This window comes from Gluconacetobacter sacchari, from assembly GCF_014174255.1.
GTDB classification, from domain to species: domain Bacteria; phylum Pseudomonadota; class Alphaproteobacteria; order Acetobacterales; family Acetobacteraceae; genus Gluconacetobacter; species Gluconacetobacter sacchari.
In genome coordinates, this window is the sequence record NZ_JABEQJ010000021.1 from 1 (window position 1) to 16,286 (window position 16,286).

16 protein-coding genes are annotated in these 16,286 nt (G+C 68.9%); 9 read left to right on the forward strand and 7 right to left on the reverse strand.

All coding sequences use genetic code 11. The features are described 5' to 3' along the window. Positions 1–252: 252 nt before the first annotated feature. Positions 253–846: a hypothetical protein gene (locus HLH48_RS14930; RefSeq protein ID WP_182998292.1), complete on the forward strand. Its 594-nt coding sequence runs from the start codon at positions 253–255 to the stop codon at positions 844–846. A 21-nt stretch (positions 847–867) separates the two neighbouring features. On the opposite strand, the gene HLH48_RS14935 is transcribed toward HLH48_RS14930, so the two are convergent. Genes HLH48_RS14935 through tsaD form a run of 3 tightly spaced genes read right to left on the reverse strand, consistent with a single transcriptional unit; the run spans position 868 to position 3,750 of the window. After that, entirely contained in the window at positions 868–1,827 is a 960-nt protein-coding gene (locus HLH48_RS14935; RefSeq protein ID WP_182998293.1) for an NAD(P)H-dependent glycerol-3-phosphate dehydrogenase, read from the reverse strand. Positions 1,828–1,831: 4 nt separating this feature from the next. Beyond that, complete coding sequence (locus HLH48_RS14940; protein ID WP_182998294.1) at positions 1,832–2,659, reverse strand: 23S rRNA (adenine(2030)-N(6))-methyltransferase RlmJ; 828 nt, start codon at positions 2,657–2,659, stop codon at positions 1,832–1,834. Then, the gene (tsaD, locus tag HLH48_RS14945) at positions 2,656–3,750 is read right to left on the reverse strand and encodes a tRNA (adenosine(37)-N6)-threonylcarbamoyltransferase complex transferase subunit TsaD (protein ID WP_408871457.1); all 1,095 of its coding nucleotides are present in this window, start codon (positions 3,748–3,750) and stop codon (positions 2,656–2,658) included. The genes HLH48_RS14940 and tsaD overlap by 4 nt, the downstream gene beginning before the upstream one ends. A 77-nt stretch (positions 3,751–3,827) precedes the next feature. Between tsaD and hemC the strand changes: the two genes are divergently transcribed. After that, positions 3,828–4,928 carry a hydroxymethylbilane synthase gene (gene hemC, locus HLH48_RS14950; protein ID WP_182998296.1) on the forward strand — a complete coding sequence of 367 codons (1,101 nt, stop codon included), beginning with the start codon at positions 3,828–3,830 and terminating at the stop codon, positions 4,926–4,928. Then, on the forward strand, positions 4,918–5,667 hold the full coding sequence (locus HLH48_RS14955; protein ID WP_246387374.1) for a uroporphyrinogen-III synthase: 750 nt from the start codon (positions 4,918–4,920) through the stop codon (positions 5,665–5,667). The genes hemC and HLH48_RS14955 overlap by 11 nt, the downstream gene beginning before the upstream one ends. A gap of 6 nt (positions 5,668–5,673) precedes the next feature. Here HLH48_RS14955 and HLH48_RS14960 read toward each other — a convergent pair whose 3' ends face one another. Beyond that, on the reverse strand, positions 5,674–6,993 hold the full coding sequence (locus HLH48_RS14960) for an MFS transporter (RefSeq protein WP_246387375.1): 1,320 nt from the start codon (positions 6,991–6,993) through the stop codon (positions 5,674–5,676). Between the two features lie 622 nt (positions 6,994–7,615). Then, positions 7,616–8,134, reverse strand: coding sequence for a protein-export chaperone SecB (gene secB / locus HLH48_RS14965; protein WP_182998298.1), 519 nt, complete (start codon positions 8,132–8,134; stop codon positions 7,616–7,618). 221 nt (positions 8,135–8,355) lie between these two features. Here secB and HLH48_RS14970 point away from each other — a divergent pair, with 221 nt between their 5' ends. The 6 genes from HLH48_RS14970 to HLH48_RS14995 all read left to right on the forward strand — a co-directional run bounded on the left by HLH48_RS14970 (position 8,356) and on the right by HLH48_RS14995 (position 13,965). Then, entirely contained in the window at positions 8,356–9,039 is a 684-nt protein-coding gene (locus HLH48_RS14970) for a Tim44/TimA family putative adaptor protein (RefSeq protein ID WP_182998360.1), read from the forward strand. A 94-nt stretch (positions 9,040–9,133) separates the two neighbouring features. Continuing rightward, positions 9,134–10,264 (forward strand): murein transglycosylase A, encoded by a 1,131-nt coding sequence (mltA, locus tag HLH48_RS14975; RefSeq protein WP_373320295.1) that lies wholly within the window; start codon positions 9,134–9,136, stop codon positions 10,262–10,264. Then, positions 10,264–11,118, forward strand: a complete 855-nt coding sequence (locus HLH48_RS14980; protein WP_182998300.1) for a DNA-methyltransferase — start codon at positions 10,264–10,266, stop codon at positions 11,116–11,118. Before mltA ends, HLH48_RS14980 begins: the two co-directional genes overlap by 1 nt. A 103-nt stretch (positions 11,119–11,221) precedes the next feature. Next, complete coding sequence (locus tag HLH48_RS14985; RefSeq protein ID WP_373320296.1) at positions 11,222–12,640, forward strand: cytochrome-c peroxidase; 1,419 nt, start codon at positions 11,222–11,224, stop codon at positions 12,638–12,640. A 121-nt stretch (positions 12,641–12,761) separates the two neighbouring features. Next, positions 12,762–13,349: a Smr/MutS family protein gene (locus HLH48_RS14990; RefSeq protein ID WP_264813252.1), complete on the forward strand. Its 588-nt coding sequence runs from the start codon at positions 12,762–12,764 to the stop codon at positions 13,347–13,349. A 199-nt stretch (positions 13,350–13,548) separates the two neighbouring features. Then, positions 13,549–13,965, forward strand: coding sequence for an alcohol dehydrogenase (locus tag HLH48_RS14995; RefSeq protein ID WP_182998303.1), 417 nt, complete (start codon positions 13,549–13,551; stop codon positions 13,963–13,965). Positions 13,966–14,005: 40 nt separating this feature from the next. Here HLH48_RS14995 and HLH48_RS15000 read toward each other — a convergent pair whose 3' ends face one another. Together HLH48_RS15000 and hemF are read right to left on the reverse strand one after the other, a co-directional pair. After that, positions 14,006–15,097: a hypothetical protein gene (locus HLH48_RS15000; protein WP_182998304.1), complete on the reverse strand. Its 1,092-nt coding sequence runs from the start codon at positions 15,095–15,097 to the stop codon at positions 14,006–14,008. 159 nt (positions 15,098–15,256) lie between these two features. Further along, positions 15,257–16,159, reverse strand: coding sequence for an oxygen-dependent coproporphyrinogen oxidase (gene hemF / locus HLH48_RS15005; protein ID WP_182998305.1), 903 nt, complete (start codon positions 16,157–16,159; stop codon positions 15,257–15,259). Between the last annotated feature and the right edge of the window lie 127 nt (positions 16,160–16,286).

Sequence of the window (16,286 nt, forward strand, 5' to 3'; positions counted from 1 at the left end):
TTGAACGGCACGGGTTCATCTCCCCGAATGCCGTGCGTGCCAGGGCTCTTTCCACTGCGGCTCTCGCCGCTTAGGCTTCAACCAGATGTCTCAAAAACCGAGGCCGGTACAGGTCTGCGCAATCGCGGGCACATGGTGGGTTTCGGGGGCGCTGTCCTGGTCTCCGTTCTGTTTGCGCATGCTTTCAATTTCTTTGCGCATGAATATGCGCATGCCTTTGTGGCGTGGGGCCTGGGGTGGAAAGGCGATCCGTTGGCCCTGCATTACGGAACGGCCGCCATCGACAATGTTCTCCTTCAGCAGCAGATCGATGAGAATGTCGATTACGGGCCGATCTTTGCCAGTGGTGGTGGTTGGCAGGCGGCGCTGATCGCCGCCGCCGGACCCTTGCTGGCCAACGGGGGGACCGCGCTCCTCTGTCATCGCCTGATCGTGCGCGCGGTTCGTCCCGCTGCCTTGTGGTGGCTGGTGTGGGTCGATGCGTTCTCGACCTTCAATGTCTGGAGCTATGCCCCGCTGAGGGTGCTGACGACCCATGGGGACATGGCGCTTCTGGCCAGGGGGCCGGGGGTGTCGGTGTGGGTGCTGTTTCCGTTCGTCACGTCGTTCGCGGCGTGGCTGGTCTGGCGCTTTGCCTTTCGCGCGTTGCCGCTGGCGCAGAAGCGGCTCGACCCGGACGATGGTCGGAGCAGCTTCAGCATGGTGGTCCTCGCGATCAGCGTCCCGTTTTTCTCCATGTCCGGTCTTTCCGGCTATGGGCCGTTCTGTGCCGTGCTGGCGACCGTGAGTTTCTTCATGATGATGCCGGTGTTGATGGCGGCGCAGCGAACGGGGGCGGGCCGCTGAGCGTTCGCTTCTGCCGCCACGTCACTCGGTTCCGACGGGGCGGCTGAGCAGGCGGTCTCGGGCTTCGGACAGGTCGATGTCGCCGGCCAGCAGCAGCGATACGGTTTCGATCACCGGCACCGCTATGCCATGGGCGCGGGCGAGGGCGAGGATGGCGGGGGCGGTTGCGACCCCTTCGGCGACGGTGGTGCGGCTGGCCAGGATCGCGGCCAGGGATTCGCCCCGACCCAGCGCCAGGCCGAGGCTGAAATTGCGCGATGACGGGCCGGTGCAGGTCAGGATCAGGTCGCCCACGCCGGCCAGGCCGGACAGGGTGGCGGCGCGGCCGCCCAGGCCCAGCGCCAGGCGCCCCAGCTCGGCCAGGCCGCGCGTCATCAGCGAGGCGCGGGCGTTTTCGCCCAGTCCGGCGCCGATGGTGGCGCCGGCGGCGATGGCGATGACGTTCTTGGCGGCGCCGCCGACCTGCACGCCGATCGGGTCGTCGCTGGCGTAGAGGCGGAAGGTGGCGGTGGTCAGGTGATCGGCCAGGGTGCGGGCCAGCGACAGGTCGGCGCAGGCCAGCACGGCGGCGGTGGGCAGGCCCTGGGCCACTTCATGCGCGAAATTGGGGCCGGACAGCATGGCGCGCGGCAGGTCGGGGTGGCGGTCCGCGACGATCTGCAACGGCAGGGCCAGCGTGTCGCGCTCCACGCCCTTGCAGCAGGCGATCATCGGGCCGGCGGCGGGTATCTGTGCCAGCACGGCGCGCAGATGCTGCATCGGGACGGCCAGCAGCACGGCGTCGGCCTGGGTGGGCATTGCGCGGGTGACGGTGATCGTCTCGGGCAGCGCGATCTGTGGCAGCCGGGGCAGGGTGCGGGCGTCGGTCAGAGTTTCGGGATGCCGCGCCCATAGATGGACCTGTGCCCCGGCACGCGCGGCCTGGGTGGCCAGGGCGATGCCCCAGGCGCCGGCGCCGATGACGGCGATGCGTGCGGCCATGCTCCTATTCCTCCACGATGCGCGTGATAGTGGCTGCTCCCGTGCCGTCGGGGGAGAGATGGGTCAGGGCGCGCAGGGCGGGAAGGGCAGCCTCGGCGAAGCCGAAGGGGGGATTGACCACCACCAGCCCGCAGCCGTTGAGGCGCGTGGGGTCGAGCGGCGGGCGCAGGGTGAGTTCCAGCGCCACGATGTCGCGAATCCCCGAATCGCGCAGCGAATCGAGAAAGGCGCGGACCGGGGCACGGTGCTTGATCGGATACCAGGCGGCCAGGATGCCGGTGGCGAAACGCTGATGGGCCGTTGCCAGGCCCTGGGCCAGGCGGGAAAATTCGTCCGGCTGTTCGAAGGGCGGGTCGATCAGCACCAGGCCGCGCCTGGCCTCGCGCGGGGGCAGCAGCGCGCCCAGGGCGGCATAGCCGTCGCGGGCGTGGACCGAGACCTGGGGGGTGTCGGCGAACAGGGCGCGGAGGGTCTGGCTGTCCTCGGGGTGCAGTTCGCAGCAGACCAGCCGGTCCTGCGGGCGCAGCATCATCGCCGTGACCAGGGGAGAGCCGGGATAGATGTCCGGCGCGCCGGCCTGGCGGACCAGATCGAGATAGGCGGGGGGCAGGCCGGGGGGCGGATCGTCGAGCAGGCGGCCGATGCCGCCCCGCCATTCCATGGTGCGGGTGGCCTGCGTGCCGCCGAGGTCGTAGCGGCCGCTGCCGGCGTGGGTGTCCAGCACCGAAAAGGCCGCCGGCTTGCGGGCCAGTGCCTGGAGCAGCAGGACCAGCAGCGCATGTTTCATGCAGTCGGCGAAATTGCCGGCGTGGAAGGCGTGGCGGTAGTTCATGCGCCGGCGGCTTCGAAGCGGGCCGCCATCTGCTCCAGCGGCCAGCGGGGGCGGGGCAGGAGATCCAGGTCGTCGGCCGGCGGCAGGCCGAGGGCGCGGCGGGCGCGCATGGTCTCGATGGCCGCCCAGCCGACCATGACGGCATTGTCGGTACACAGGCGCAGCGGGGGCGCCGCGAAGGGCAGGGCGCGGGCCCGGGCCAGCGCATCGAGCCGGGCGCGCAGGGCGCCGTTGGCGGCGACGCCGCCGGCCGCGACCAGCAGGGTGGCGCCCGGCATCATGTCCAGCGCGTGGGCCACGCGGTCGGCCACGATGTCGGCCACCGCGTCCTGGAAGCTGGCGGCGATGCCGGCGGCGACCGGGCGGGGCAGCGCCTCCATGGCGTAGGGGGCCAGTTTCTGCGCCACGGCGGTCTTGAGGCCGGAGAACGAGAAATCGCAGCCGGGGCGGCCATGGAGCGGGCGCGGCAGCGGCCAGGGCGCGGGATCGCCCTCGCGGGCCAGGGCCTCGACCGCCGGGCCGCCCGGCCAGCCGAGGCCGAGCATTTTCGCCACCTTGTCGAACGCCTCGCCGGCCGCATCGTCGATCGTGCCGCCCAGTTTGCGGTAATGGCCCACGGCCTCGACGGCGATGCATTGGCAGTGGCCGCCGGAGACCAGCAGCAGCAGGTAGGGGAAGGGCGCGCCGCCGGGCACCAGGCCGGGCAGGCGGGCGGTGAGGGCGTGGGCCTCGATATGGTTGACCGCGACGAAGGGGCGGCCCAGCGCCACGGCCAGCCCCTTGGCGACGCCGGCGCCCACGATCAGGCCGCCGATCAGGCCGGGGCCGGTGCTGGCGGCGATGGCGCCCAGCGCCCCGGCGGGGAGGCGCGCGGCGTCGAGCGTCCGGCGGACCAGATCGGGCAGGGCGGCCAGATGCGCGCGGGCCGCGATTTCCGGCACCACGCCGCCGAAGGGGATGTGCCCGGACTGCGACAGCACGGTTTCGGCCAGGATGGCGCCGTCGGGGGACAGGATGGCGCAGGCGGTGTCGTCGCACGACGATTCGATCGCCAGGATCGGGGCCGGGGCGTCCGGGGAAGGGGAAGACATGATCATTGCATAAAATAGGGTTCCGCCGGGCGTTATGTCATCTTTCCTTCGTCGCGTCGCGGTAATACAGACAGCGCATGGTTTTCGCTCCGTCCTCCCTTACCGGCTCCGCCGTGGCCCAGGCTTCGGCATTGCAAAAGATCGCGGCAGAGGCTGCCGCGCGCCAGAAGCAGGGTGTGCTCCGCCCGACCCTGCCGCACCGGCGCCAGTTGCCGCTGCGTGTCGGCACGCGGGCGTCGCCGCTGGCGCTGGTGCAGACGCGGGCCTTCCTGACGATGCTGACGCGCTTCTGCCCCGTGCTGCGCGACATGGGGGCGTTCCAGGAGCATCAGATCAACACCACGGGGGATCAGGTCCAGAATCGCCGGCTGGCGGAGATCGGCGGCAAGGGGCTGTTCGCCAAGGAAATTCATGATGCGCTGTCGGACGGGCGGATCGATTTCGCGGTACACAGCCTGAAGGACCTGGAGACCACGCTGCCGCCCGGGCTGGTGCTGGCCTGCACGCTGCGGCGGGAGGATGCGCGCGACGTGCTGATCCTGCGGCCGGGCGAGGGGCGACGGGACGCGGTCGATCCGGCGGTGCCGTTCGATGTGCTGCCGCGGGGGGCGCTGGTTGGCTGTGCGTCGGTACGGCGGCAGGCGCAGATGCTGCACGAGCGGCCCGACCTGCGGTTCGGCCTGCTGCGCGGCAATGTGCAGACGCGGCTGGACAAGCTGGCGGCGGGGCAGTGCGACGCCACCCTGCTGGCGCTGGCGGGGCTGCGGCGGCTGGGCATGGGCGATCGGGCGGACATCATCCTGGACCCCGAGGTCATGGTGCCGGCGGCGGGCCAGGGCATTGTAGGGGTGACGGTGCGCGAGAGCGATGCCGAACTGCGCGAACTGCTGGCGGCGATCGAGGATTACGAGGCGCGGGCCGTCTCGACCGCCGAGCGGGCGCTGCTGGCGGAGCTGGACGGGTCGTGCCGCACGCCGATCGGCGGCTATGCCCGGCTGGTCAACGATGCGCGGGGCGGCGGCCCGGTCCTGCGCCTGACCGGGCTGGTGGCGCGGGAGGATGGCTCTTTCCTGCTGCGCCGCGTCGTGACCGGCGCGCCGGCGGATGCCGAGCGGCTGGGGCGCGAACTGGGCCACAGCCTGCGCGCCGACAGCCCGGCGGATATTTTTGCGCCCTGACCGGCCGAAGGCTCCGCCGGATGGCGGGGCGCGGCCGGCGGTGCTGGTGACCCGGCCGGAACCGGGGTTGAGCGAAACCATGGCGGCCGTGACGGCGCTGGGCTGGCATGCCGTGGCGATGCCGGCGCTGCGCGCCGAGCCGACCCTGCATGCGCCGTTGCCGGTGCGTGGGGTGCGGGCGATCCTGGTTACCAGCGGGCAGGCGGTGACCGCGCTGGCCGGGCTGGTGCCGGCGGAGATGCCGATTCTGGCGGTTGGCGCCGCGACGGCGCGGCGCGCGCGGGCGGCCGGCTTCGCCCACGTGAGGGCGGCCGGGGGGACGGCCGAGGCGCTGGCCGGGTTGGCGCGGGCGCGATGGCGGCCCGCCGATGGCGCGCTGATGCTGGCGACGGCGCCGGGATATGGGCTGGATCTGGCGACCGTCCTGCGGCGGGACGGCTTCAGGATCGTCCGCCGCTGCGTCTATCGTATCCGGCCCGCGCGGCCGGACCCGGAGGTGCTGCGGGCGTCGGTCGGGCGGGGGGTGGAGGCGGCCCTGTTCTTTTCGGCCGAGACCGCGCGCCGGTTTGTGCGCGATCTGCCGCGCGACGTGCGGGAGGCGCTGCGCGATGCCCGGGCCATCGCGATTTCCGACAGGGCGGCCGAGGCGCTGGCCACGGTGCCCTGGCGGGAAATCGTCCGGGCGGCCAGCCCCGACCAGGCCGCGATGCTGGACCTGCTGGGGGCGCCCGGCCGGTAGGCGGGATCAGTGGAAGGCGGCCGCGCCTTCGTGCAGGGCGTCGCCCCGGAGGCGCGCCTGCCGCATGTATCGGCGCGCGTGGTCCGGGATCGAGAGATAGAGCGTCAGCAGGCCCGCGAAGACATAGAGGCCGGAGAAGATCCAGATGATCCCCTCGATCCCGTGCCAGGCCTGGAACCAGGTGACGATGGCCGGGCCGACCCAGGTGCTGGCCCCGGCGCCGAGGCCGAGCGCCGACAGGGCGGCGGCCTTTTCCTGCGGGCAGATCTGCGGGACCAGGCCCGACAGGGGCACGAAGGCCGCGATGGTGGCGCCGTAGAAGATGCCGGCCAGGGCGGCGACCAGGAAATTGCCGTGATAGGCCAGCGGCACATAATAGAAGACCGGGACCGAGATCGCCGCCCCGAGGCACCCGGCGACCGAGACCACCGTCCGATGCCCCAGCCGGTCGGCCAGCATGCCCGACATCAGGTTGAACAGGATGTTGCTGAGGAACACGATCGAGAGCAGCAGCAGCCACTGCGAGAGGGTGAAGCCGACCACCCTGGTGAAGAAAGCGGGCATGATCACCAGGAACGCGTATTCGGACGAGGTGTTGATGGTGCGCACGATCATCGCCAGGAAGGTCTTGGGCTCGCGCCACAGGATGGAGATCGACCCGAAGAAGATGCTGCGCGCCGGCACGTCGCGCGGCGCCAGGCGGGCGGCGCCATGCGGCTCGCGCGTCAGCAGCAGCGCGACGCAGCCGCCCGCGACCACCAGCACCAGCGACAGCCAGAAGGTCGTGATCTCGCCGACCAGGGGGATCGTGGCGCTGGCGAAGAGCGAGCCGAGCGTCGGCAGGCCGCCGGAGAAGGCGAACCAGAACCAGCCGGCGGCCGACCCGAGCTGCCGGGGTGGGGTGGCGGCCGCGATCCAGACCAGGAACCCGTAGGCGAACAGCGGATAGCCCAGGCCGCGCAGCGCATAGGCGGCGACCATGACCGCATAATTGCCGGTCATGATGCCGGCCATCAGGAACACCACCTCGAACGCGGCCCAGATCGCCAGGCCGATCCACATGACGCGCTTTGGTCCCCACAGGTCGGACAGCGGACCCGACAGCCAGGAGGAAAGGGACACGGCGACGCCGTAGATGGTGAACAGGAAGGCGACGCCGCGCGCGGACACGCCGTGATTTTCGAGATAGGGGGCCAGGTAGCCGGCTTCGACCCCGTCGCCCACCATGAACAGGAGCAATCCGACGAAACCCCAGAGCAGGGGACGCGGGATGCCGAGCCTGTCGACGAGGGACGGGTGGGCGGGCAGAATATCTGTCTGCGTCAAGGGGAGTGTTTCCTCTTTAACAGGCAGCCAACATAACGGTGAGGGGCTTCGCCTCATTACGAAGCATCGATGCAAGCTGCGTTCGGAATCGCGATGCGGCGCGCGCGGCGTCGACCCCGAAATCATCATGTAGGGATGCGCGTCCAGGACGCTGAAATCGTCAGATTCGCGACGAAATCTTGGTAGGCGATAATATATCGCGTCGGGCAGCGTGTGCTGTCGCAATATTCTGAATGATTCAGAACGAATTACGGCCGTGGCGGATTGGCCGCCGGCGCACGGAATGCGCCAATGATGTTCCGTTTCTCCTGCGGTGAATGTCGTGGTGGCACGTTAAAAGAAATGTGCGGAGATTAGAAGGGAAAATGTCACAAAAATGGACAAATTTCGGCAAATACAAATCAATGATGTTATGTATTATTTATAAGAAAACCGCGGTATAATGGGAATTATCTTACATATTCTGGCGAACTGTATATAAATACTAGACAATATTTTATTTCGTCAGTGTGAATTTTTTCAAATATAAAAATATATGTTCTTGGGCTGCCGGCGGGTCCCAAAAAGGAAAGGCCCGCGCGAGGCGGGCCTTTCCGGTCGATAGCGGGTGTCTGGCGAGGGGTCAGGCGTTGCCGGCCGTCTGGGGGAAGCTGGAACGCTTGGCCTGCCACAGGGCGACGAAATCGATCGGTTGCAGCACGACCGGCGGGAAGCCGCCGTCGCGCGTGACTTCGCTGATGATGTTGCGCACATAGGGGAAGATCAGGCGCGGGACTTCGACCAGCAGGATCGGCTCGACCAGTTCGTCGGGCGCGTTGCCAAGTGTCACGACCGCGGCATAGGCCAGTTCGGCGACGAAGACGGGGCGGCCGGCGGCGGCGCCTTCCTGCTCCGGCGCTTCCACGGCTTCGGCCTTGATCGCCAGCACGACCTCGAAGACCGGTTGGTCGGCCGGCAGGCGGTTGGCCTGCACATCGATGTTCACCGAGATCTGCGGATTCGCGCGCAGCGTGGCGAAAATCTCGGCGCCGGCGGGAACTTCGAACGACAGATCCTTGATATACTGAACATTGATGGCCAGCGGCAGCGCCGGCGGGGCATGCTGGCTTCCGTCGGTGGGGAGCTGAGTCGGATCGGACATGAACGAAGATTTCCTTGCAGGCGATAAGGCGGATACCCGACATGGCCGGTAGCACGCTCCGCGACGTTCGCCAACCTTGACGGATCGGAGGGGTGGAAGTTCCTCCCGGCCGGATGGGCCTGCCGCATTGTGCAGGCGGAGTGCCTTCCCTATGTGTTAGGGCAACAGAGAGGGATCGCGCGATCGGGCATGCCCGGCGCGCCTTGCGGTTAGGCTTGGTGATGGATCATTCGTTCAGTCATTTTCCGTTCGACCTGGTGCTGTTCGGGCTGATCGCGGCGTTTCTGGTGCTGCGGCTGCGCAGTATCCTGGGCACGCGGGTGGGGGCCGAGCCCGCATCGCCCGCGGCCCCGCCGGTGCAGCGGCCCGGCCCGGTGATCGAGGGCCGGGCCGAGCCGCCGGTCGCGTCGACCGATTATGACGTGCCGGCTGCCGAGACCCGGGTGGGGCAGGTGCTGGCCGCCATCGCCGGCCAGGAACGCGATTTCGTGCCGGCGCAGTTCCTGCGCGGGGTCGAGCTTTCGTTCCGGCAGGTGGTGCAGGCCTTTGCCGCCGGCGACCGCGCCATGTTGCGCGAACGGCTGACGGCCGAGGCCTTCAGCGCGTTCGATGCCGCCATCCAGTCGCGCGAGCAGGCCGGCGAGACCCAGAGAAGCGAGGTGCGCGCCATTGCCAGCCTCGCGATCGTCGATGCCGCGCTCGACCGGATGGCCGGCGCGCCGCGGGCGCGGATCGATGTCCGCATCGTCTCGGACCAGATCAGCCTGACGCTGGACAAGGACGGGCATCCGGTCGCGGGTACCGATGCGGTGACCGAGTTTTCGGACCTCTGGACGTTCGAGCGTCTGCTCGGCGTGTCGATCGGCGGCGCCGCCTGGCGGCTGGCGGCCAGCCGGAGCGCCTGACCGGCCGCCCGCCGCCCCACCTGCGTCCCTCCATCCGCGTTATCGAAGAGCAAGTCTGGCTGTTTCCTTGAACTATTTTCGTCTGCCCACCGTGATGCGGGGCGCCTGCGCCGCCGCCGTCCTTCTGCTGTCCGCCTGCGCCGAAACGGGGCCCGGGGCACGCCAGCCGGTCGCTTTTTCCACCCTGGCGGGCTGGGGGCCGGACGAGGCGGCGCGCGCGCTGCCGGCATTCCTGGAGGAATGCCGGTATCTGGGCCGCCTGCCCGCCGAGGCATCGCTCGGCACCGAAAGCGGCGCGGGGGCGCATGTCGGCGACTGGCTGCCCGCCTGCCAGGCGGCGGCGAGGCTGCCCGCCGACGACGGGGTGGCGGCGCAGCGTTTCTACGAGACCTGGTTCCAGCCGGTGCTGATGTCGTCGTCGGCCCTCTTTACCGGCTATTACGAGCCCGAGATCGCAGGGGCGCTGTCGCGCGGCGGCGTGTACCAGACGCCGGTCTATCGCGTGCCGGACGATCTGACGCGGGCGCGGGCGACCGACGGGCGCATGGTGTCCGGCCATTGGCAGGGAGGGCAGTTCGTGCCCTACTGGTCGCGGGCGCGGATCGATGCGGGGGCATTGGCGGGGCGGAACCTGGAATTGCTGTGGGTTGCCGACCCCGCGGACCTGTTCTTCCTCCAGATCCAGGGATCGGGGCGTGTTCGGCTGCCCAGCGGGCAGGTCGTGCGGCTGGGCTTCGGCGGCCGGAACGGGCAGCCTTATGTGCCCCTGGGCCGCGTGCTGGTGCGGCAGGGCGCGATGAGCGAGGACGATGTCAGCATGCAGTCGATCCGTGCGTGGCTGACGGCGCATCCCGGGCAGGCCCGCGCGGTGATGGAGGAGAATCCGAACTACGTGTTCTTCACCGCGCTGAACGACGTGCCGGCCGGCCAGGGCGCGCCCGGCGCGCTGGGGGTGCCGCTGGAGCCCGGGCGGTCGGCGGCGGTGGATCGGCGGGTGATTCCGCTGGGCACGCCCGTGTGGGTGGAGACGCGTCTGCCCGCGCCTTCGCGCCAGGTCTGGCAGCGGCTGGTCTACGCGCAGGATATCGGCACCGACATCAAGGGCGCGGCGCGGGCCGACCTGTTCCTGGGCTGGGGCGCGCAGGCCGAGCAGGGCGCCGGCGCGATGCGCCAGCCCGGCCGGATGATCGCCCTGACGCCGCGCCCCGTCGTCACCCGGCCCTGATGGCACAGGAAAGCGGGCCCGGCGCCGGCATCCGCCCCCCGCGCGCCACGCGCCACGCGATCGGGCCGCATCTGCTGGTGCGTAACGACTGCCTGCGCGAGCTGAGCCGGATGGACGCGGATTCGGTCGATGTCGTCGTGACCTCGCCGCCCTATAATATCGGACTGGGATACCGGACCTATCGCGACCGGATGTCCGAATCCCAGTATCTGGACTGGATGATGGCGGTCGCGCGGGAGCTGCATCGGGTGATGCGGCCGGATGGCTCGTTCTTCCTGAATATCGCGGGGTCTTCGGCGCAGCCGTGGCTGCCGTTCGAACTCGCCGTCCGGCTGCGCGAGATCTTTCATTTGCAGAACCATATCAGCTGGATCAAGTCGGTCTCGGTCCATGACGACACGTACGGGCATTTCAAGCCGGTCAACAGCGCGCGCTATCTGCACCGCAATCACGAGCACCTGTTCCATCTGACGCGCTCGGGCACCGTGGAACTGAGCCGCCTGGAAATCGGGGTTCCGTACAAGGACAAATCGAACATCGCGCGGCGCGGGCACGAGCAGGACAGGCGCTGCCGGGGCGATACCTGGTTCATTCCCTATGAAACGGTGCGCGACAAGGCGCAGAAATTCAATCATCCGGGGACGTTTCCCGTGCAGTTGCCGCGCATGTGCATCCGCCTGCACGGCCGGCCGGGTGCGCTGGTGCTGGATCCGTTCATGGGGACGGGCACGACCCTGGTGGCGGCGCAGGCGGAAGGCGCGCGGGGAATCGGGATCGAACTGGATGCCGCCTATGTAAAAGTGGCGCGCGCGCGGCTGAAACTGGCAATGGAACAGGGTGAAACATCCGCCTGATCGACCCGTTCAATCGTTTTTATTAAAAATATGATTTTGACAGATGTTTTCTATATCCGGCACACCCTCCCCTTGAAATACTGGTGGAGAAGCAGACGTGTCGGTGCGCAAGGCAATAGTTTCGGTCGCGGTTCTGGGGATTGTCGCCTATGGCGGCGTCGTCGGCTATCTGACCCATTTTGATCATGAGACGGCGCCGACGCTGGATATCCATTCGCCGACCCTGGCGAATCCGGTGGCGTCGGCGGCGTTCGCGGCGATTCGCGAGGCACGGTGCGATTATTGCCATGCGCGGAACGTCGAATTGCCTTTCTATTTCCATGTGCCGGTTGCCAACCAGTTGATGCAGCGCGACCTGGAGCAGGGACTGCGTCATTTCCGCATCGAACCGGTGATCGAGGCGTTCCGGACCGGCGCCGTTCCGTCCGAGGAACAATTGGCGCGGATCGAGGAGGTCGTCCGCCAGAATCGCATGCCGCCGACGCTGTACCTGCTGATGCACTGGCATGCCCACCTGTCGGCGGCGGAGCGCGACGCGCTGCTGGACTGGGTTGCCGCCGAGCGGCGCGCGCATTACGCGACGCCGGGCGTTGCCGCGCGTTTTGCCGCGGAGCCGGTCCAGCCCGTGCCGGAAAGCGTGCCGGTCGACGCGCCGAAGGTCGCGCTGGGCCAGCGCCTGTTCTTCGACAAGCAATTGTCGGGCGACGGCACCCTGAATTGCGCGAGCTGTCACGCGCTGGATCATGGGGGTGTGGACGGGCGCGTGACGGCGCTGGGGATCAACGGGCAGCACGGGCCGATCAACGTGCCGACGGTGTACGACGCCGTGTTCAACAAGAGCCAGTTCTGGAACGGCCGGGCGGCGACGCTGGCCGACCAGGCGGCGGGGCCGGTGATGAACCCGCTGGAAATGGGATCGCACGATTGGGCGCTGGTTGCCGATACGGTGAAGCGGGACCCGACCTATGTCGCGGCCTTTCATGACGCCTTCGGGTCCGACGATATCGACAAGGACCGGATCACGACGGCCATCGCGGAATATGAAAAGACGCTGATTACGCCGGACAGCCGCTTCGACCGCTACCTGAAGGGTGACGAGCAGGCACTGAACGCGCAGGAGAAGAACGGCTATGCGCTGTTCAAGAGCGTCGGCTGCTCGGGCTGCCACACCGGTGTTTCGCTGGGCGGCCAGGCCTTCGAGGTGATGGGGCTGGAAGGCGACTATTTCGCCGCGCGCGGCGGGGCGGTGACCGATGCCGACAAGGGGCGCTACACCGTTACCCGGTCGCCGGACGACATGGAGCGTTTCAAGGTGCCGAACCTGCGCAACGTCGCGCTGACCGCGCCCTATTTCCACGACGGCAGCGTCAAGACGCTGGATGACGCGGTGCGGCTGATGGCGCGCTACCAGACGCCCGATCATGCCCTGTCCGACCATGATATCGCCGATATCGTGGCCTTTCTGCGGACATTGACCGGGACCTATCAGGGACGGCCCCTGGACGCCGCCCAGGCGCCCTGACGGCCCGTTCGCGCGGCAGGCGCGTCTGGGCTTCGGCTGGGGCGCGAACTGCTTTAGGATCGGGACGCATCGGGGCGTGGGCGGCATGGGGCCGCCCGCCGGCGGACGGGGAGAGTGCGGGGTGCGCCGTCGACGGGTCCTGGAACAAGACGAGCAGGCGCTATGGACGGCCATCGTGCGCGATATCAGGCCGCTGGCCCGCAAGGCCGCGCGGCCGGCGGCGGTGGATGCCGTGCCACCGGCAGCGCCTCTTGCCCCGTCGCCGGCCGACCCGCGTGACCGGGTTGCCCGCCCCGCGACCATGGTACCGCGCGCCGACATGCCTCGACTGGACCGGCCGGCCTTTACGCTGGTCCGGCCGCGGGCCGAGATCGCGATCGGCGAACGCGGGCCGGGGCTGGACGATACGAGCTGGCGGACGCTGGTCAGCGGCAAGCTGCGTCCGTTGCGCACCCTCGACCTGCATGGCCAGAACGCGCACGCGGCCTTTCAGCGGCTGCATGGTTTCCTGGTCCAGGCGCGGGCCGACAATCTGCGCTGCGTGGAGGTCATCACCGGCCTGGGCTCGGGCCGCGATGGCGGCGTGCTGCGGCGCGAGCTGCCCTTCTGGCTGGGGCGGCCGGACCTGCGGCCGCTGATCCTGGCGGTCGTGCATCCCCACGCCGCCAATCAGGGGTCCGTCCGTATCCTGCTGCGCCGGGCGCGATAGGCGGCCCGCATGCTGCGCCAGCGTGCCGGATGACCAGCATCTTGCCCCGGCAGGTAAGTTATCATGGCACATATGCGAACAGGTCATGGAACATGACGAAGTCATGATCGTCATATCATGAATAACTGTACGCCATCTTGATGCGTTGTGCCGGGCGGATGGGGCGCGCAGCATTGCCGAAGGATAAAAGGAGTCTGCAATGATCCGTTTTTCTCTGCGCGCCTGCGCCGTGCTTGTTGCCGTGACCGGCTTCGCCATGCACTCCCTGCCGGCTCTTGCCGGGCCGACCGAAGACCACCCCCCGATCGTCAATGATTTTGCTCCCGCCACCGTCTCGGGGGTCGGGGGTATCTCGCTGGCCAATCTCGCGGGCGTGCTGAATTACTGTGTCGACGTCAATCTCGTCTCGCATCAGGACGGCGATGCCGTCCAGACCGCGATCAACGCCAAGACCGGCGCCACGCCGCCCGACCAGAGGGGCAATGTCGATTATGCCGTCGGCACCGCGGGACAGTTCATCGTCGGTGGCACGACATCGACGCTGACCAGGCTGGAGGCGGCCGACCAGGGAAAGATCTGCTCGGCGGTCCTGACCCGCGCCAAATCGTCGATCTGAGCCCCCCTCGGGCCGGCATCCGTTTCAGGGCGGGTTGGTTTCAGCCAAGTCGCCATTCGGGGGTGTGGACGGCCAGCCACCGGCGAAGCATCAGCACGGCCGGGATTTCGCCGGTCATGGCGTGCAGGTAGCCGCTGCATTCCGGCCCGCTGACCAGGGCGCGGCCGGAATCGTTCCTGAACGTGTCGAGCGCGCTCTGGTTGCCGGCGACGCCGACCGCGTGGCGCCAGGCGGCGACCTGCGCGGGCGGCGTCAGCATCGGCAGCACGAGCCCGATTTCGAGCGATGCGGAGGCCGCGACGATCTTCCATGCCTCGTAGAGCAGGCCGGAGGGGGGATGGCCCCGTTCCTGGGCGAACCGTTCGTCGAAGGTCCGCACCGGCTGGCCATGCACGGTCGCGCGTACGCTGTCGGTCAGCGTGAATAGCGGCACGGCGCGGCTTTCTTGCAGCGGGACCAGCAAATCGTCCAGCGCCTTCGGTGGCATCGGGTCGGAAATCTGCACCACGTCCACCTTGCCGTCGCGCAGGGCAGCCAGTGCTTCCTGCGCCGTGGCGATGCCCATGACGGGGATCGGCCGGAAGCCGAATATCGCCATGGCCATCACCGTGGCCAGTTCGATGCCGTGTTCGCTGGAGACCGCCACGCGGATCGGCCGGTCGCGCACCAGGTCGCGCAGCGAGCGATGCAGGTCGGCCCGGCCGACGACGATGGGCGAGAGCAGGCTGAGCATCAGCGGGACCCAGCGGCCGAAATCGTAATGGGCGCGCGGGTCGCCGGCCAGCGACGTCACCAGCGCCGCGCCGGGCACCACCAGGGCGGTGGCGCCATCGGGCACGGTCTGGGTATCGAACTGGTTGGCGCCGGTCACCCCGTCCAGCCCGCTGGTCAAATGCGTATCCAGCGCCGAGGGGGATTCGAGCCCCTGTGCCAGGGCCGGGGCCAGGACCGTGCTCCAGCGGCCGGCGGCGCTCTCGGCATTGCCGGCGACCAGCAGGGTGGGGTCGACGATGGTGCCGCCGGCCGGGACGATGGCGGCGATGCGCGTCAGGGAACCGGCGTGGGCGGCGGAGATGCCGGCGAGTGCGGAGAAACCCGCCATGGCAAGAAACTGGCGGCGGCGCATGGACATCTAGACCCGACCGGGCCGTTGGTCAGAACAGGGGTGGGGTCGGGTCGCGGGCAAGGGCGGCATCTCCATGGCAGGGGACAGTCCAGCGCCTGTGTTGCGCTGGAATGCGGCGAGTCTATGGCAGGTGCCGGGGCGGCCCACGGCGGCGAAGGCGCGACTTTACGGCCAGTGGACCTCGGGGGGAAGACTCATCAGGATCGCCTCGGTATTGCCGCCGGTCTTGAGGCCGAACAGCGTGCCGCGATCGTGGATCAGGTTGAATTCCACGTAGCGGCCGCGCCGGACCAGTTGGGCGCGGCGTTCGTCCTCGGTCCAGCGCTCGGTCATGCGGTGGCGGACGATGGCGGGGTAGGTGTCGAGAAACGCCAGGCCGACATCGCGGGTGAAGGCGAAGTCGGCCGCCGCGTCGCCGGTGTTCAGCCGGTCGTAGAAGATGCCGCCCAGGCCCCGGGGCTCGTTGCGGTGGGGCAGGAAGAAATAGCGGTCGCACCAATCCTTGAAGCGGGGATAGTAGGCCGGGTCATGCGCGTCGCAGGCGGCGCGGAAGCCGGCGTGGAAACGCGCAGCGTCCGCCTGTGCCTCGGCGCTGTCGGGGAACATCGGCGTCAGGTCGCCGCCGCCGCCGAACCATCCTTCGGTGGTGACGATCATCCGCGTGTTGAAATGGGCGGCGGGGACGCGCGGGTTGCACATATGGGCCACCAGGCTGATGCCGGTGGCGAAGAAGCGCGGATCCTCGGCGGCGCCGGGGATGCTGCCGCGAAATTCCGGGCTGAATGTGCCTTCGACCGTCGAGACGTTGACGCCCACCTTTTCGAACACCCGGCCGCGCATCAGGCTGATCACGCCGCCGCCGCCCGGCGTGCCGTCCTCGTTCACGCGGTCCCACGGGGTGCGGACGAAGGTGCCGGGCGCGTCGCGGCCGGGGAGGGGCTGCACGTCGCGGGCGTCGTGCTCGATGGCTTCGAAGGCGGCGCAGATCCGGTCGCGCAGGGTCTCGAACCAGGCGCGGGCCTGCTGCTTCAGATCATCGTGGGGGATGGGCGCGCGGGTGTCGGTCATGCTCGGGTCATCTTCTGCGTCGGGCGGTCTTCCGGGGTGGGCCCATAGAGTCCGATCGGGGGGGCAATTGCAAGAAGGGGCGGCGGGCCGTTATGGAAGGCGGACGCCGCAGGGGCGCAGGATCGAG

Excerpts from the sequence above, each read along its gene's own strand:
- hemC (WP_182998296.1), top strand. The coding sequence starts at position 3,828 with ATGGTTTTCGCTCCGTCCTCCCTTACCGGCTCCGCCGTGGCCCAGGCT.
- HLH48_RS14935 (WP_182998293.1), bottom strand. The coding sequence starts at position 1,827 with ATGGCCGCACGCATCGCCGTCATCGGCGCCGGCGCCTGGGGCATCGCC.
- HLH48_RS14940 (WP_182998294.1), bottom strand. The coding sequence starts at position 2,659 with ATGAACTACCGCCACGCCTTCCACGCCGGCAATTTCGCCGACTGCATG.
- mltA (WP_373320295.1), top strand. The coding sequence starts at position 9,134 with ATGCGGGGCGCCTGCGCCGCCGCCGTCCTTCTGCTGTCCGCCTGCGCC.
- hemF (WP_182998305.1), bottom strand. The coding sequence starts at position 16,159 with ATGACCGACACCCGCGCGCCCATCCCCCACGATGATCTGAAGCAGCAG.
- tsaD (WP_408871457.1), bottom strand. The coding sequence starts at position 3,750 with ATGTCTTCCCCTTCCCCGGACGCCCCGGCCCCGATCCTGGCGATCGAA.
- HLH48_RS14995 (WP_182998303.1), top strand. The coding sequence starts at position 13,549 with ATGATCCGTTTTTCTCTGCGCGCCTGCGCCGTGCTTGTTGCCGTGACC.
- secB (WP_182998298.1), bottom strand. The coding sequence starts at position 8,134 with ATGTCCGATCCGACTCAGCTCCCCACCGACGGAAGCCAGCATGCCCCG.
- HLH48_RS15000 (WP_182998304.1), bottom strand. The coding sequence starts at position 15,097 with ATGTCCATGCGCCGCCGCCAGTTTCTTGCCATGGCGGGTTTCTCCGCA.
- HLH48_RS14980 (WP_182998300.1), top strand. The coding sequence starts at position 10,264 with ATGGCACAGGAAAGCGGGCCCGGCGCCGGCATCCGCCCCCCGCGCGCC.
- HLH48_RS14970 (WP_182998360.1), top strand. The coding sequence starts at position 8,356 with ATGGATCATTCGTTCAGTCATTTTCCGTTCGACCTGGTGCTGTTCGGG.